The 16,376-nt window shown below is 71.1% G+C and carries 13 protein-coding genes; 9 read left to right on the top strand and 4 right to left on the bottom strand.

The genetic code is table 11. From position 1 onward, the window contains the following. The first annotated feature begins 27 nt into the window (after positions 1-27). The 5 genes from VGS97_RS14495 (at position 28) to VGS97_RS14475 (ending at position 6,253) form a co-directional block, all read left to right on the top strand. The gene (locus tag VGS97_RS14495; protein WP_326853997.1) at positions 28-990 is read left to right on the top strand and encodes a cation diffusion facilitator family transporter; all 963 of its coding nucleotides are present in this window, start codon (positions 28-30) and stop codon (positions 988-990) included. A 111-nt stretch (positions 991-1,101) separates the two neighbouring features. Further along, positions 1,102-2,310: a hypothetical protein gene (locus tag VGS97_RS14490; protein WP_326853996.1), complete on the top strand. Its 1,209-nt coding sequence runs from the start codon at positions 1,102-1,104 to the stop codon at positions 2,308-2,310. A 553-nt stretch (positions 2,311-2,863) separates the two neighbouring features. Continuing rightward, the gene (locus VGS97_RS14485) at positions 2,864-3,943 is read left to right on the top strand and encodes a ParB/RepB/Spo0J family partition protein (RefSeq protein ID WP_326853995.1); all 1,080 of its coding nucleotides are present in this window, start codon (positions 2,864-2,866) and stop codon (positions 3,941-3,943) included. Positions 3,944-4,044: 101 nt separating this feature from the next. Further along, complete coding sequence (locus VGS97_RS14480) at positions 4,045-4,578, top strand: hypothetical protein (RefSeq protein WP_326853994.1); 534 nt, start codon at positions 4,045-4,047, stop codon at positions 4,576-4,578. Positions 4,579-4,900: 322 nt separating this feature from the next. Beyond that, entirely contained in the window at positions 4,901-6,253 is a 1,353-nt protein-coding gene (locus VGS97_RS14475) for a glycoside hydrolase family 6 protein (protein WP_326853993.1), read from the top strand. 249 nt (positions 6,254-6,502) lie between these two features. Here the strand turns inward: VGS97_RS14475 and VGS97_RS14470 are convergent, their stop codons facing one another. Then, the gene (locus VGS97_RS14470) at positions 6,503-6,658 is read right to left on the bottom strand and encodes a hypothetical protein (protein ID WP_326853992.1); all 156 of its coding nucleotides are present in this window, start codon (positions 6,656-6,658) and stop codon (positions 6,503-6,505) included. A 90-nt stretch (positions 6,659-6,748) separates the two neighbouring features. Between VGS97_RS14470 and VGS97_RS14465 the strand changes: the two genes are divergently transcribed. Beyond that, positions 6,749-7,384 (top strand): class I SAM-dependent methyltransferase, encoded by a 636-nt coding sequence (locus VGS97_RS14465; protein WP_326853991.1) that lies wholly within the window; start codon positions 6,749-6,751, stop codon positions 7,382-7,384. Positions 7,385-7,423: 39 nt separating this feature from the next. On the opposite strand, the gene VGS97_RS14460 is transcribed toward VGS97_RS14465, so the two are convergent. Then, positions 7,424-8,797, bottom strand: coding sequence for a cytochrome P450 (locus VGS97_RS14460; RefSeq protein WP_326853990.1), 1,374 nt, complete (start codon positions 8,795-8,797; stop codon positions 7,424-7,426). 250 nt (positions 8,798-9,047) lie between these two features. On the opposite strand from VGS97_RS14460, the gene VGS97_RS14455 reads away from it, so the two are divergent. Both VGS97_RS14455 and VGS97_RS14450 read left to right on the top strand, forming a co-directional pair. Next, positions 9,048-9,251, top strand: a complete 204-nt coding sequence (locus VGS97_RS14455) for a hypothetical protein (protein ID WP_326853989.1) — start codon at positions 9,048-9,050, stop codon at positions 9,249-9,251. A gap of 177 nt (positions 9,252-9,428) precedes the next feature. Continuing rightward, positions 9,429-10,568 carry a hypothetical protein gene (locus VGS97_RS14450; RefSeq protein ID WP_326853987.1) on the top strand — a complete coding sequence of 380 codons (1,140 nt, stop codon included), beginning with the start codon at positions 9,429-9,431 and terminating at the stop codon, positions 10,566-10,568. Between the two features lie 106 nt (positions 10,569-10,674). Here the strand turns inward: VGS97_RS14450 and VGS97_RS14445 are convergent, their stop codons facing one another. Then, positions 10,675-11,862, bottom strand: coding sequence for a lipase family protein (locus tag VGS97_RS14445; protein WP_326853986.1), 1,188 nt, complete (start codon positions 11,860-11,862; stop codon positions 10,675-10,677). A 114-nt stretch (positions 11,863-11,976) separates the two neighbouring features. After that, positions 11,977-14,670: a LuxR C-terminal-related transcriptional regulator gene (locus VGS97_RS14440; RefSeq protein WP_326853985.1), complete on the bottom strand. Its 2,694-nt coding sequence runs from the start codon at positions 14,668-14,670 to the stop codon at positions 11,977-11,979. Between the two features lie 314 nt (positions 14,671-14,984). On the opposite strand from VGS97_RS14440, the gene VGS97_RS14435 reads away from it, so the two are divergent. Then, the coding region (locus VGS97_RS14435) for a glycoside hydrolase family 3 protein (RefSeq protein WP_326853984.1) at positions 14,985-16,376 on the top strand (1,392 nt) is incomplete at its 3' end.

Raw genomic sequence — 16,376 nt, 5'->3', positions numbered from 1 at the left:
TCCTGGCTGGCGGGGTGATGTTCACGCATGAGCGGCGGCTCGGGAGCGCGGGCGGTGGTGACGGCGCTGGGCGCCAACGTGGCGATCGCCGTGTCCAAGCTGGTGGCGTTCGCCTTCAGCGGATCCTCGTCGATGCTGGCGGAAGGCATCCACTCGCTGGCCGACTGCGGGAACCAGGTGCTGCTGCTGATCGGCGGCAGGCGGTCCCGGCGCGAGGCGAGCGAGCAGCACCCGTTCGGCTACGGCCGCGAGCGGTACGTGTTCGGGTTCCTCGTCGCGGTCGTGTTGTTCAGCCTCGGCGGCCTGTTCGCCCTCTACGAGGGGTACGAGAAGATCAGGAGCCCGCATCCGCTGGAGAACGCGGCCTGGCCGCTCGGCGTGCTCGGCTTCGCGGTGGTCGCCGAGGCGTTCTCGTTCCGCACCGCGCTCCACGAGGCGAGGCAGCTGCGCGGGCGGGAGACGTGGATCGGCTTCGTCCGCCACGCCAAGGCTCCGGAGCTGCCGGTCGTGCTGCTGGAGGACCTCGGCGCGCTGGTAGGGCTGCTGCTTGCGGCGTTCGGCGTGGTGCTGACCCTGCTCACACATGACGGCGTATGGGACGGGGTCGGGACTCTGCTGATCGGCGTACTGCTCGCCACCGCGGCAGTGGTGCTCGGGGTCGAGACGAAGAGTCTGCTGCTCGGCGAGGGCGCGACCGGCGCACAGGTGAGCCGGATCCGCGCCGCGCTGGTGGACGGCGAGGTGGTCACCTCGGTGATCCACATGCGCACCATGCATCTGGGCCCTGACGAACTGCTGGTGGCGGCGAAGATCGGGGTCCGGCACGACGACACCGCCGCGCAGGTGGCCCGCGCGATCGACGCGGCCGAGGCGCGGGTGCGCGCGGCGCTGCCGATCACCGCCGTGATCTATCTCGAACCCGACATCCGCCGGACCGCCGAGCCGACTTCGGCCGGCGGACGGACGGACCCGCCGCCGCACGGGTCCTGAGACGGTTTGGGCGCCGAAGCGGCAGGGGCTTGGGACCGCGCACGTTTGGAAGCCGTGGGGCTTTTGAGGCAAACACGCGTTCGCGGCTGTCGGCACGGATAGGATCACGCGGTGGCCATCGCGCGTCGTATCAGTCTGCTGTTCGCCTGCCTCGCCGCGGGCGCGCTGCTGACCGCGTGCGGTTCGTCTTCGTCCTCTGACGCGGCTGCGCCGGCAAACGCGTCGGCGGCCGAGCCGATCGCCACTCCCAGCGCCGGCGCTTCATCAGCGTCCGCATCCGCGACCGCCGCGTCGTCGGCTTCTTCCGCCGCGACCGCCGCGCACTTCTCGGCCGGCAATCCGAACGGCGACGCAGCGATCCCGGCCGATGCGCAACCGGCCGACACCTCGCACCCGGACCATGTCATCGGTGACGGCACGCCCGCGAGCTGTTCCTCGGACGCGGTCGTCGCGGCGGTCGCGGCCGGAGGGGTGATCACGTTCTCCTGCGGGCCCGACCCGGTCGTGATCACGATGTCCGCCACCGCGAAGGTCCGCAACACCTCGACGCGCGTGGTGCTCGACGGCGGCGGCAAGGTGACGCTCAGCGGCGGCGGCGTGCGGCGGATCCTGTACCAGAACACCTGCGACCAGGCCCAGATCTGGACCACCTCGCACTGCCAGGACCAGCGGTATCCGCAGCTGACCGTGCAGAACCTGACCTTCGCGAACGGCGACTCGACCGGCCAGGCCGATCAGAGCACGAACGGCGGCGGTGGCGGCGCCGTCTTCGACCGCGGCGGCCGCCTCAAGATCGTCGGCTCCCGCTTCGTCGCGAACCGCTGCGACTCCACCGGCCCCGACCTCGGCGGCGCGGCCGTCCGCGCGCTCGAACAGTGGCAGGGCATGCCGGTCTACGTCGTGGACAGCACCTTCGGCGGGGCGCCGGGCCAGGGCGGAGCCTGCTCGAACGGCGGCGCGCTGAGCAGCATCGGCGTGTCCTGGGACGTGCTCAACTGCGTCATGACGTACAACTCCGCGATCGGCCACGGCGCGAATCCCGCCCGCGGCGGCACGCCCGGCGGCGGCAGCGGCGGCGCGATCTACACCGACGGCAACGCCTACACCGTCACGATTCAGGGCTCGATCATCGAGCACAACGTCGCGAACGAGGGCGGCGGCGCGCTGTTCTACGTCAGCAACGACCGCACCGGGACGCTGGCGATCCGTGACTCGACCCTGTCAGGCAACCCGAGCAGGGGATTCTGGACGGACGGCTATCCCGGCGTCTTCTTCCTCGGCTCCGGAAAGCCGTCCGTCAGCGGTTCGACAATGAACTGAACGGAGTGGAGGTGACAGGGCCCGGCTTCGGCGGATTTGACCGCCGGCTGTTCAACTGACAACGGTCAGCAGTTGAGCAGCAAAGCCTGACCATCGGCTTGAGCGGGCCGCCGCACTGCAATCGTCAGCCAATGCCGCCACGATTTAATCAAGGTCCTTGATTAATGAGGTGTCATCACAGAACCCTGGCGAGCCCGCCGTGGCTGTGGGTAGTGTCGCTCTCAGAGCGATAACGCGAGTAGCTGGAAGACGGGGACAGTAATGGAGCAGCTACGCCAGGCGGTCCCTTCGTGCCCGATCGGCGCCCGCGCACCGGCCGACATCCGTACGCGGGGCGGCGCCCCATCCCGGCGCCATCGCAGCCGTCCCGGCGGCGCGGCGATTTCAGCATCACGCTTCACAGCGGCGGTCCGGGCGCTTCGGCGCCACCGTCGGGCCTGACGCTTCCCGTAGATCCACCTGCACGACCCAGCGAACGGATCCGGAGCCACGCGGCGCTCGCCGAGCGAGCCGGGATCCGGCGGGGACGTGCTGATTATCATGGGAGTGGCTCGTGATTGAGGACACGTCATACGCCGGTTCCGTTCTTGTCGGGTACCGCCCCGCGGCGAGCGGGGAAGCAGGCGCCGGGGACGGCCCTGATCATCAGGACTCTGAGCTACGGGCCCGCGCTCCGGCCCCGCGGGATCCCGATCAGCGGGACGGGCGCTGGCTGCGCGGGGCGGCTGCGGGGCGCGGCGCGGTGAGGGTGCCGCTGTCCGCGCTGCTGGCCGGCGAGTCGCCGCGCCTTGACGGACAGGACGCCGCCCACATCGCCCGGCTGGTGGAGGTGGACGGGCCGCTGCCGCCGATTCTCGTCGAGCGCCGCACGATGCGTGTGATCGACGGAACGCACCGGCTGATGGCCGCGGCGTTCAAGGGGCAGGGCACCATCGATGTCGAGTTCTACGACGGGAGCAGCGAGGACGCCTTCCTGCTGGCGGTCCAGGCCAACGTCACCCACGGCTTCCCGCTCTCCCAGGCCGACCGCCGGGCCGCCGCGGCGCGCATCATCAAGACTCATCCGCACCTCTCGGACCGGGCCATCGCCGAGGTGGCCGGGCTCGGCGCGAAGACCGTGGCCAGCCTGCGCCGGCGTTCCGACGACGCCGGCCCGCCGCAGACGGCGCGGATGGGCCGGGACGGCCGGGTCCGCCCCCTGGACAACGCCGAGGGCCGCCGCAAAGTCGCCGAACTCATCGCGAGCCGCCCGGACGCGTCGCTGCGCGAGGTGGCCCGCGGCGCCGGCGTGTCGCCGGCCACCGCCGCCGACGTCCGCAAGCGGCTCAATCAGGGCCAGGACCCGGTTCCGGCGCGCTCGGCGAAGGTCCGCGCCGCCGGCCGCGTCCCGGAACCCGTCCCGGCTTCCGTCCTCGACAAGCTGCTGCGCGATCCGGCGCTGCGCCACAACGAGGAGGGCCGGCGCCTGCTCGGCCTGCTGCGGCAGAGCGCGCTGGGCCCGCAGGAGTGGTCGAGCCTGATCGCGGTCGTCCCGCCGCACTCGGCGAGCCTGGTGGGCAGGCTGGCCGAGCACTACGCGCAGATGTGGATGAGCTTCGCCCAGGAGCTGAAGGACAAGGCCCAGGCGACGTGATCGGGCGATTGCGAGCGATTGCCACTGATAGGGCGACCGCTTAGCATAACCCTGCGAACCTGGGCGAAACACGGGCGCGATCCAACGGGAGGCACCGAATCATGACTCTGAAGCGTGTCGCGGCGTTGCCGGTCACCGCGGCGCTCGTCTCGGCGCTGTTCACGGCCTCGCCGGCCGGGGCCGCGACGACGCCCGACCTGTCCTTCGCCGCCTTCGGCACCGGAAGCAGCGCGACAGCGGCGAACCAGGCCGCTTACACCGCCGCGCTCAGCCAGCAGGCCGTCTTCTCCGCGGCGACCGGTGCCGTGTGCACCGGGCCGGTCACCGGGACCTCGCAGAACTTCCAGCTCGTCCCGTCCGGCTACGGCGCGGCGGTCACGCTCGCCTTTCAGTGCGGCGCCCCGACGCACACCGGGCCGCTGAACGTGATGTTCTCCGGCTTCGGCACCGGGGCCGCCGCGCTGGAGGCCGCGGGCACCGCCCTCGGCGTCGCCATGCAGAATGAGGCCTCGTACACCGCGGCGACCGGCGTGAAGTGCGTCGACTCGCCGCAGCCGGACCAGGCGCAGTTCTGGCAGGTCACCACGGGCTACGCCGCCGTCGGCAAGGACATGGACACCTGTCAGGCGCCGTAGGGCGTGATCGAGAAGCGGCGTCGGCGTCGCGGTGCCTGTCGCGCGTGCCCGCCGCGTTGTCAGGTCGTGCCCAAACCTCCGGTATGGGCACGACCCTGCACCTTGCGATCGCACGCGCCGGACACCGAGCCCTGATCCGGCCCTGCTTCTCAAACCCACCCCAGGGCTCCATCCTGCAACTTCCACACGCTTCACGGCGGCGTCGCGTGCCAACCTGCGCGCGACGCCGCACCACGTTCCGGCGGCGCGGCCGCGCCTTGCCGTCCAAGGGCCCTTAATTACACTCCGGCTGGACATCGAGCCCGCACTGAGGAGCGTGAACATGCACAGGGCCCTGACACGAGGCGGCCCGGCGCGGCGCCCCGCGCGGCTGCGGCTGACCGCCGTGGCCGCCGCGGTCGCGTTCGCGGGCGGGACCGCGCTGGTCCAGTCCGCGCCCGCCCGCGCGGCGACCGGCGCCCTGCCCGCGAATACGACCTTTTACATCAACCCGAACTCGGCCGTCGAGAAGTGGCTCGCGGCGAACCCGGGCGACTCGCGGGCCGCCACGATCTCCGCCAAGATCGCCGGCCAGGCCCAGGGCACGTGGTTCACCACCTACAACCCGGCCACGATCGCCTCGCAGGTCTCCGCGCTCGCCTCCGCGGCCGCCGCGAAGGGCCAGGTCCCGCTGCTGATCATGTACGACATCCCCAACCGGGACTGCGGCGGGGCCTCGGCCGGCGGCGCGAACACCATCGCCAACTACGAGGGCTGGGCCTCGGCCTTCGCCTCCGGCCTCGGCAGCGCCACCGCGATCGTGCTGGTCGAACCGGACTCGCTCGCGTTGCAGACCTGCCTGTCCGCCGCCGACGTGACCGCGCGTGACGCCGCGATCTCCTACGACGGCCAGGTGCTGCACGCCGACGACCCGAACGCGCACGTCTACTTCGACGGCGGCCACTCGGACTGGAACCCGGCCTCCCAGCAGGCCGCCGCGCTCAAGGCGGCCAACGTGACCACCGAGGCCAACGGCGTGTTCACCGACGTGTCGAACTTCGAGTGGAACAACGACGAACTCTGGTACGGCCAGCAGATCCTCCAGACCCTCGGCGACTCCTCCCTGCACCTGGTGGTCGACACCAGCCGCAACGGCGCGGGGCCGGGCAACACCTGGTGCGACCCTTCCGGCCGCGCGCTGGGCCTGACCCCGACCGCCAACACCGGTTACTCCTACGTGGACGCCTTCGTATGGGCCAAACCGCCGGGCGAGTCGGACGGCTGCGCCGACGCGGCCGGCACCTTCGATCCGGCGCTCGCCAACGCCCTGGCCACGAACCCGCCGGTCGGCCTGCCGAGCTGCAAGATCACCTACACCGTGCAGAGCTCCTGGACCGGAGGCCTGACCGTGAACGTGACGGTCGCCAACACCGGCACGGCTCCGCTGGGCGGGTGGACCGTCAACTGGACGTTCCCCGGCGACGAGAAGATCACGAACCTGTGGGAGGGCTACTACAGCCAAACCGGTGAAACCGTCGCCGCGCACGACTACTTCGGCACCAACCAGACCATCGCGGCCGGATCCACTGCCAGCTTCGGCTTCCAGGGCACCTGGTCGGCCAGCAACGCCTCGCCGACTTCCTTCACCATGATCGCGAACAACGGTGGCACGGCGGTGACCTGCGCCACCAGTTGATCCGGTCCGCCGCATGGCACCCGCGAACACGTAACCTCGGCTCACCGTCCATGGGGTAATCGGACGGTGGGCCGAGGCCGTTACGGGCGCTGAGTCGTCAGGGCTCTTCGAACTTGACCGTGGCATCGTGGGCGGCTGTGGGCTCGCCCGCCGCTCGCCCACCACTGCGCGTCGCCCGACCCTGCGCCGCTGGCCAAGGTCGAGTTCGAACAGGGTCGTCAGCCCACGGTCAAGGTCCCGGAACCGTCGTCACCGGGTGACGGTCACCTGGTAGGTGCCGAGGGCAGGCGTCGCCGTGGGGTCACTGAACGGCACGACGCTGACCGACCAGGTGAAGGTGCCCGCCTTGGTCGGTGTGCCGCTCACGATCGTGCCGACCGCACCGTACACGGCCGGCATCTGCATGTCCGGGTCCGCCCGGATGCGAGCGGGCGCTGCCGGTGGCCGGCTGGGGCGGTGTGGTTGGCTGGTGTGGTGCGAATTCCCGATCGACTGTTGGCGAGGCTGGCGTCCCAACTGCGCCGCCCGACCGGGATGGCGGGGCTGCTGATCGCCCGAATGCTCAACCGCGGCAACCGACCCGCCATCGCCGGGGCGGTGGCGGCCGCCGAGGTGGCGAAGGGCGACACGGTCGCCGATGTCGGCTTCGGCGGGGGTCTCGGCTTGGAGCTGCTGTTGCGGCGGGTCGGCGACGGCGGCACCGTGCACGGCGTCGACGTCTCGACCACGATGCTGGAGCGGGCCCGCCGGCGGCTGCGCGGCCCGATCGCGGCGGGTGATCTGGTGCTGCATCACGCCGGGATGGGCTCGCTGCCGCTGCCGGATGCCTGCGCGGACGCGATCATCACCACGAACACCGTCTACTTCGTCGACGACCTGGCCGGAGCGCTGACCGAACTCGCCCGGGTGCTGCGTCCGGCCGGCCGGCTGGTGCTCGGCGTCGGCGACCCCGCCGCGATGGCGAAGGCGCCGGTGGCGGCGCACGGATTCCGGCTGCGGTCGATCGCCGAGATCATCACCGTGATCGGCGACGTCGGCCTCGACCTCGTTGAGGACCGACGCGTCGGTGATAGTCCCAGGGCATACCACCTGCTTGTATGCAGGCGCGCGCACAGTGGCCGAACCTCGTAAGCCAAACCGCGTAATTCGTCCTACATACCGAGCGCGGCTTTACCCATCCCGCCTGCTCAGCGTGGCCCACACGCCGTCCTTGGGATAGATGGTGAATCCCACAGCGGGCTCGGCGGGCTTGTCCGTGACCAGCTGGAGCCGGTGCCGGTGGGCGAGCGTGGCGAGGATGAGCGTCGCCTCGACGGTCGCGAAGCCGCTGCCGATGCACGCGCGCGGACCCTCCCCGAACGGGGTGGCCGCGTGCCGTGAACGTTTTGCGGACTGCTCGGGAGAGAACCGCTCCGGGCGGAACCGGTCGGCGTCGTCCCAGACCTCCGGGAACCGGTTTCCGGCGTACGGGCTCCACGACACGATCGCGCCCGCCGGAATCCGGTGGCCGCCGATCACGTCCTCGCCGAGCGCCCGCCGCATGTTCACCCAGAGCGCCGGGTACAGGCGCATCGCCTCGTCGATGATCATCCGGGTGTATGTCAGGTTCGGGACGTCCTCAAGGGCCGGGGTGCGCCCGCCGAGCACCCGGTCCAACTCGGCGGCCAGCTCGCCGTCCACGCGGGGGTCGCGCGCGACCAGGTACCAGCACCAGGACATCGAGTGCGCGAGGGTTTCGTGGCCGGCGAAGAAGAAGCCGATCAGCTCGTCCCGCAGCTGCTGCCTGGAAAGTCCCTGGCCGGATTCGTCGTCGACGGCGCCGACGAGCAGGTTGAGCAGATCGCTGTGCTCGGCGGGGTCGGCGTGCCGGGTGCGCACGACGTCCGCGACGAACTCGTTGACGTAGTCGATGTCCGCGTGGAACCGCCGGATGGCCGGAGTGGGAACCCACAACGGCGGGAAGGGCCGTGAGAGGTAGCGGGTCGCGAAGGCGGTGATCTCGTCCAGCCGCCGCGCCATGTCGGTGCTGTCCCGCAGCAGGTCGACGCCGAAGAAGGTCTGGCTGGTGATGCGCATCGTCAGCCTGGTCATCTCCGCCGAGACGTCGAAAGGCTCGCCCGACGCCGCGAGCCGCTCGCGTTCGGCCAGGACGTCGGCCAGGCACCGCACCGCCACGTCGGAGACGACGTGCACGTTGTTCTTGTGGAACGCGGGCTGGATCAGCCGCCGGCGGTGCAACCACTCCTCGCCCCCGACGGCGACCGTCAGCCCGTTGCCGAGGAACGGCCTGGCGTTCTTGTACATCGGGGCGTTCTTGTCGTAGTTCTGATAGTTGTTCCGGACCACGTGGTGGACGTGGTCGGGATGGGTGATGAAGATCAGTTCCTTGCCCAGCAGCCGGGTGCGGGCCATGCCCTGCGGCAGCGCGGCGATGCGGGTGAACAGGCTCAGCGGGTCGCGCCGGAACTCGCCGAGCGTCTTGGTCGCCTTGAGCATGGTCGGGACGGGTGACGCGGGTGCGGCCACGGGTGCGGACACGGTCACGACAGTCCACCTCGCACCCGGAGCACCGAGCTCGTATTCGCCATGGTGAACGGACCTCCTCAGTACGCTGAGACCGATTGGTTCCGGCACGCTATCGGCGATCCGGGCCCGCCGCAGCGGTTTGCCGGAGCGCACTCACCGTCGCACGGGTTCAGGGTGCTGACAATGCGGCCGATCGTAACGATCCCGCAATGCGCCCGCCGCTCGCGTACGGGCACGGGGAACCCGGGCAACCGAGGATGCGCAGGACGTGATCGCGTCCGGCACGCCGGTCTTCGAGTGCGGCGCGCTGCGCCTGCCACCCGGCCCGGGCCTCGGCGTCGAGATCGACCGTGACGCGCTGGGCCGGCTGCGCGAGCAGTACCTGAAGTGCGGAATCCGTCGGCACCGCGACGGCGTGGCGCACATGCGCTCGGCCCGCCCGGCCCGGGCCGGGAAGCGCCCGGGATCCTGACGTCGGGCGACGGCCCGGCTGAGTACGTCAGTCCAGAGCCCTGAGTACCGGGCACTCTCGACGGCGTCGCACCGGTGAAGGAGCGTGAGGCCACGGCAATCAGCCGAAACCCCACCGGCCTTGCGCTGCGGCCATGGTGCGGGTTCTTTCGTTCACGGCGAAACACAAGGAGCTAGAGTGCGCATCCGCCTTGCCCTCGGCTTGGCCGGCCTGCTCGGCGCGGCCGGGATGATCGTGGGCACCGCAGCACCCGCCGATGCGGGCACGTTGCCCGCAACCGCTGTTCACCACACCGCGAAAGGCATCGCGACACCGCCGCCGGACACGCCCGGCATAGCGCTCGGGTCGGCCGTCCCGGCCAAGCCGCACGCGGCCCGGCCGAACCTGGTCAGGCCCCTGACGTCCTTCTCGGTGTCGCTCGCCGAGAGTGCCAGAACGCTGTGGCCGCAGCAGGACGTGACCCTCACCGCGACCGCCAACATGGACGTCGGCCCCACGCCCTACTACATCCGCATCTACGGCTCGACCTTCGGCGGGTATCCCACGCCGCCGGGCAGTCCGGGCTACGTCGCCACCTGCGGCTCGGGAACGACGTGCACCGTGAGCCTCACCGAGCCGATCGCGACGCAGCAGACCTACTTCGCCTACGTCTCCGACTCGTCCTCGAACTTCCCGCCGGGCAGCATCCAGGCCACGTCCGCCCCGGCCGACGTGCAGTGGCTGCCGAGCTCGGTGACCCTCGCGGCGAGCCCGACCACGGTCGCCGTCGGCGGTACCAGCACGCTGACGGCGACCGCCAGCATGGACGTGGGCCCGACCCCGTTCTACATCGAGATCTACGACACGACCACCGGCTCGTTCATCGTCGACTGCGGCAGCGGCACCTCGTGCAGCACCTCAGTGAGTCAGAGCGCTGCCTCGACCCACTCCTATGCCGCCTACATCTCCACCTTCGGCGAAGGCTTCCCGCCGCCGAACGTCCAGGCGACCTCCGCGACCGGCTACGTCACGTGGTCCAACACGGGCTGGCAGGTCACGCTCTCCGGTCCGACCCTGGTCAGCAGCTACGCCACCTACACCGCGACCGCCAACATGGACGTCGGCCCCACGCCGTACGACATCTACATCATCGACGAGGACAACGGCTCGGAACTCGCCGTCTGCGCCGGCGGTACCACCTGCTCGACGACCTTCTCGCCGCTCTCGGGCGGCAGCACGCTCGTCGCGTACGTGGCGACCGCGGCCCAGTCGCTTCAGCTGCCGCTGGTCCAGGCATCGTCGAACACGATCACCTGCTTCCAGCGGCCCATCCCGTAAAAACCTAGAACCGTAGAACGGCAGAACGGCAGAACGGCCGGGCGCGCAGCCGTACCGCGCGCCCGGCCGTTCGCCGCCGAGGCGGTCTGATCAGGACACTCAGTACTCAGTGCCCGGCGAACATCTGCCGAGCCCACGTCAGTACCTGGGGCGCGATCGTCGGCAGCAGAGTGAAGTGGTCGGCTCCGGGCACCGGCAGGTACGTCACGTCGGTGCCCGCCGCGGCGAGCTCCTGGGCCGTCAGCGCGCTGGCCGCCGCCGGCGTCCCGTCGGCGGTGCCGTGGGCCAGCCGGACGGGCTCGGGGTAGCGGGTGATCGGGACGTCCTGCGGGTCGAGCAGGCGGTTGAATTCGGCCGCGGCCGCCGCGGGGTCCTTGAACACCTGGCCGTTCGTGACCGTGGCGACGTCGGCGGCGAGCTGGCCGACGCACTCGGTGCGCGCCTTGTCGATCAGGCCGAGGCCGAGCGGGGTGAACCACTGCGAGGCGTCCCAGCCCGGATGGGTGACCGGGCCGGTCACGCCCGAGTAGAGGGTGCCCGGGATCAACGGCGCCGCCGGGTTGGCGACCTGCTCGGTGGCCAGCTGCAACGGGAACTGGATGAAGTTGGCCAGTGCGACGGTGCCGCGGTGGCGCAGCTCCGGGGCGTACGAGTCGGCGAGGTGGGCCGACCACAGGGCCGCGTGCCCGCCGAGCGAGTAGCCGACCGAGATCCAGTCGCGGGACAGCGGCGCGACGCGGCGCGCGGCCCGGACGATGTCGATCACCGAGTATGCCTCGGAGGGCCCGTTGACGATGGAGGGCTCGCCGGGCGTCCCGATCCCGTCGTAGTCGGTCGCGGCGATGGCGTAGCCGCCGGCCAGCAGCTCGTCGTTGAGCGCGCGCTCCCAGGGGCTCGGGCCCTGCACCGACGGTGCGCACTGGTCGGCCGTCCCGCCGAAACCGTGGCTGTAGCTGACGACGGGCCACCCGCCGGCCGGAGGTTCGCCGGGCGGGACGGTGAGCGTGCCGGAGACCACGGTCGGGGCGCCGTCCCAGGCGGTGGACTCGTACCAGATCCGCCAGGCCTGCCCGGCGCCGTCCAGTTGCAGCGCGGCGGGCAGCGGGGCTTCGTGGATCAACGTTCCCTGCCACGCGTTCCCGATTGCGGTGGCGGGCCGGATCGTGGTCTCTCCTGCGGCGGTGCCGGTGGCCGCCGCCGCGTCGGCCGTCGGCGCGAGCATCGGTCCGCCGATGATCGTGACGCCGAGCAGCAGCGCCGTGGTGATTGCGGTTCTCGTCTCTCGTGTGCGCATCCAGCTCTCCTGTGGGGCCTCGGGCTGTTCGGGCTGATTGCCGTGGGCCTCACGGTGCTTCGTGCACGCGTCGCGGTCGAGAGTGGCGGATACTCAGGGTCCTGTCTGGTCTACTCAGGCCGGCTCACTCGGCCGGTGCGCTGCTGTGTCGGTGCGCTGCTGTGTCGGTGCGCTGCGCAGCGTTTCGCGCAATCCGCCGCGCCCGGACAGGCCGAGTTTGGCGTAGGCGCGGCCCAGGTGGTTCTCGACCGTGCGCTCGGAGAGCCGCAGCCGGTCGGCGATCTGCCGATTGCTCAGCCCCTGCGCGGCGCATTCGGCGATCTGGTGCTCTCGCGCGGTCAGGCCGCGGGGCCGGCCCAGCCGGGCGAGCAGGGCAGTGGCGGCCCCGCACTCGGCGGCCAGCGTCCTGGCCTGTGCGGACGAGCGTGCCGCCTCGGCCGGCGAGCCGAGATCGGCGGCGGCGATCGCGGCCGCCGCGAAGGCTTCCGCCGCGTACAGAGTGAATCCGAGCTCGAAGAAGGAGCGCGCCGCCTCGCGCAGCGCCCGGGGCTTGCCCGCCGCGTCGATCAACCCTCGTACGCAGCGGCCGAGCGGCCAGTCCTCGGGGACCGCCACCCGCTCGACCAGGTCCGCGGCGGCGGCCGGATGACCGAGCCGGAACAGTTCGAGCGCGCCGAGCACCACGGTCGCGATCATCCCGTCAGCCACCCAGGACTTCGCGGCGTGCGTAAGCCGGTCCCGCGCCGCGGCGTGCTCGCCCCGCACGTAGTCGTGCCATGCCAGAGCCTTTATGACCTCGGTGCCGAGCGCTCGCAGGTGGCGCGGCACCGGGATCGCCGCCACCGCCGCGGCCAACCGGTCCGCGTCGTCCTGCGCGCCGCGCTGTGCCGCGGCGGCCAGGCCCGTTGCCAGGCACCAGAGTCGGCCGTTCGGGTCACGTAAGGCCTGGAAGGTGCGTGCGGCCTCGGCGGCGTGGACCGCCGCGGCGCGCAGCTCACCGACGGCGAGGTGGACCGCCGCGAGCCCGGCGCCCGCCCACGCGTGGCCGACGGCGTCGCCCCGCCCGACCGCCTGCTCGACCGCCGCGCGCCCGAAGGCGGCGGCCTGCCCGGGATCTCCGGACACGCAGCGGGTCAGCGCCGCGAAGCCGATGAGAGACGGTTCGAGGCGCGTGCCCTCGTCAGGTGCGCCGCGCTCGGTCAAAGCGAGGGAGAAGGCTGACAACGCCGCCTCGAATCGGCCGATGACGGGATAGGCGAGTGCCGCGCCCGTCGCCGCGAGCGAGCGCACCTGCGGCCAGGGCGCGGCCAGCAGCGGTTCCAGCAGTTCGATCGCCGCGTCGAACCGCCCGGCCACCCCGAGCAGCATTCCGCGGTGCGCCGCGAGCTGCGCCGCCTGCGCGGGATCGCCGCCGGCGGGACCAGCCGCCGTTCCCGCCGCCTCGGCCTCGGCGAGGATCGCAAGGCCCTGATCGATCCCGTCCGCGGTCCAGCTGACCCGGTATGCGCGGGCCACGGCGATCGCGGCGCGGTCGTGACGCGACTGCGCGCGCCGGTCCAGTGCCTCCAGCAGATCATCGGCGGCTTCGTAGCGGCCTGACTCCGTCATGGCCCGATGCAGCAGCAGCCCCTCGCCGATCGCGCTCGTGCTGTCGAAGGCCGCCGCGGCCAGCCGCTCCCGCAGCTCCGTGTCCGCGCCCGAGGCGGACGCGTACCTCGCGGCGGCGACGAGCCTTTCCCGGTCTATGGGACCTCCCGCCTCCAGGCGCCACGCCGCCCAGCGCAGCAGGTCGTGCGTGCGCCGCAGACCGGTGGCCTCAAGCGCCTGCGCGAGCCGGCCTGCGTAGGCGATCCGCGCGGAAGCGGGGGTCGACCGGGAGATCAGCTCGGCGTAGAGCGGATGGCAGATGCGCACCGGCAGCCGCCGATCGTCGTGGTCGACGTCGAGCAGGCCGCGCCGTTCGAGCGTGTCGACCGCCGGTGTGTCCACCAGTTCCATGAGCAGGCGCAGGCCGACCGGCTCCGCCATGGCGACCAGTTCCAGCGCCGCACGCTCGGTGGCACTGATGCCGGTGAGCCGTGCTTCGAGCAGTTCCGCCAGACCCCCCGAGCGTGCCGCGATGCGTTCGAGCTGCCAGCAGCCGTCGACGCGGCGCAGCGTCTGCGCGGAAAGCGCGCCGAGTACCAGCTCCCTGATGAACAGGGGCACACCCGCGCCGAGTCTGGTGATCTCGCGCACCGCCGCGGGTGCGATCTCGTCCCCGAGCACCGCGGTCAGCAGCCGGGCCACGTCCGTCGGGTCGAGTGGATCCAGATCGATCCGCTCCAGCGACCCGTCGCCGAGCAGCGCGGCGAGCGGCTCGGGCAGCCGCGTCGCGGCCCGGATGGTGGTCAGCAGCCGGATCCGCCCCTCGGCGGCATGCCGTCTGAAGACGAGCGCTGACATCTCGTCCAGGAGATCCGCGTCCTCGACCACGACGACGCGGGCCGCCGCCCCGTCCGCCGCCGGTGGCCCGGATGTCGACAGTGCGCCGGGACCGCCGATCGCCGCGAGGGCGCCGAACGGGACCGACTGGTTCGCCCTCAGCCCACGGACATGGAGCGTCCGACCAGCCGTCGGCTGCTCCTGGAGCTGCTCGACCGCCTCCCGGACCAGGCGGGATTTGCCGACGCCGACCGGTCCGACGACGACCGCGCCCGCCCCGCCGCGACGTGTCAGCACCCGTCGCAGCGTGGCCAACTCACCACGCCGACCGACGAACGGCCAACGTCCGGACGCGGTGGCGGCGCGGGTGTCGAATGGCTCCATCGCAGCAACGTATGTCAACGAGTGCTGAGACACCATCGGTGTGAAAGTTGCGCAGAGCCCTGCCGGAGCCCGTTTCTGCCGCTGCCGAGCGGCACGCGCGCGGCCGGTGCCGCGCCCACCCTCTGGCGTTACCGGGTAAGGCTTGCTTTAGTCAGAAGGTATCGACTCGCTTGTTGCGGAACACGGCTGGACTCTTGACTTCTGGCCATAGTCGGCAGAATTGTGAGTCCGGCGCCGCGGCGGGAGTGCGCCACACCCACGAGCCGGGGGTGCCGACGAGGTGCGCCCCGGCAGCGTCCAATGACGGAGGCGACATGGCACGCACCAGACGGCGTCGATGGCTGCGCGGCAGCCGGACGGGCATCGCGGTGGCCGCGCTGCTCGGCAGCGCCGCGATCGCGCAATCGGCACCAGGGCACGCAGATCGGCTCCCCGGCACCGCGCCGGCGGCGAGCAGTGCGCCGATCTACCTGAACACGAGCTACTCGTTCCAGGCCCGCGCGGCGGACCTGGTCTCCCGCATGACGTTGGCGGAGAAGGCGGCGCAGCTGAGCACGAACAGCGCGCCGGCGATCCCGCGGCTCGGCGTGCAGCAGTACACGTACTGGAGTGAGGGCCAGCACGGCATCAACACGCTCGGCGGCGACCAGAACAACGGCGGCGTGAGCGGAGGCGTGCACTCCACCAGCTTCCCGACGAACTTCGCGTCCACGATGTCGTGGGATCCGGGTCTGGTGTATCAGGAGACCACTGCGATCTCGGATGAGGCGCGTGGGTTCCTGGACAAGTCGTTGTTCGGTACCGGGCAGAACAACCTCGGCCCGTCGTCCGGCGATTACGGTGATCTGACGTTCTGGGCGCCGACGGTGAATCTGGATCGTGATCCGCGCTGGGGTCGTACGGATGAGGCGTTCGGTGAGGATCCATACCTGGTCGGGCAGATGGCCGGGGCGTTCGTCGACGGGTACGAGGGCAACACGCAGAGCGGGCAGTCGCAGAACGGCTACTTGAAGGTCGCGTCGACGGCGAAGCACTACGCGCTCAACAACGTCGAGGACAACCGCACCGGCATCTCGTCGAACGCGTCGGACACCGACATCCGGCAGTACTACACCAAGCAGTTCGCGAGCCTGATCGAGAACGCGCATGTCTCAGGCCTGATGACGTCGTACAACGCGATCAACGGCACACCGTCGGTGGCGGACACGTACACGCTCAACCAGATCGCGCAGCGCACCTACGGCTTCGGCGGCTACGTCACCTCCGACTGCGGCGCGATCGGCACCACGTACCAGAACTTCCCGAGCGGACACTCGTGGGCGCCGCCCGGCTGGAGCACCGACAACGGCGGCTCGAACGCCGTGTGGACCAACTCGGCGACGGGCGCGCAACTCGCCGGCGCGGCAGGTGGCCAGGCGTACGCGCTGCGCGCGGGAACCGACCTGAACTGCGCCGGGAATGAGAACACGTTCACCAACATCCAGGCGGCGATCAATGCCGGGGTTCTGAGCCAGGGCGTGATCGACAACGCATTGGTGCATTTGTTCACGGTGCGGATGCAGACGGGTGAGTTCGATCCGGCGTCGCAGGTGCCGTATACGTCGATCACGAAGTCGGTGATTCAGAGTCCGGCGCATCAGGCCTTGGCGACGCAGGTGGCGGACAACTCGCTGGTGCTGTTGAAGAACGCGAACGTGTCCGGGACC

Origin of the sequence: Actinocrinis sp. (assembly GCF_035946395.1) — a bacterium.
In the GTDB taxonomy this organism is placed as follows: Bacteria; Actinomycetota; Actinomycetes; order Streptomycetales; family Catenulisporaceae; genus Actinocrinis.
The sequence above is the reverse complement of the archived record's forward strand: the minus strand, read 5'-3'. Positions and strand labels throughout refer to the sequence as shown.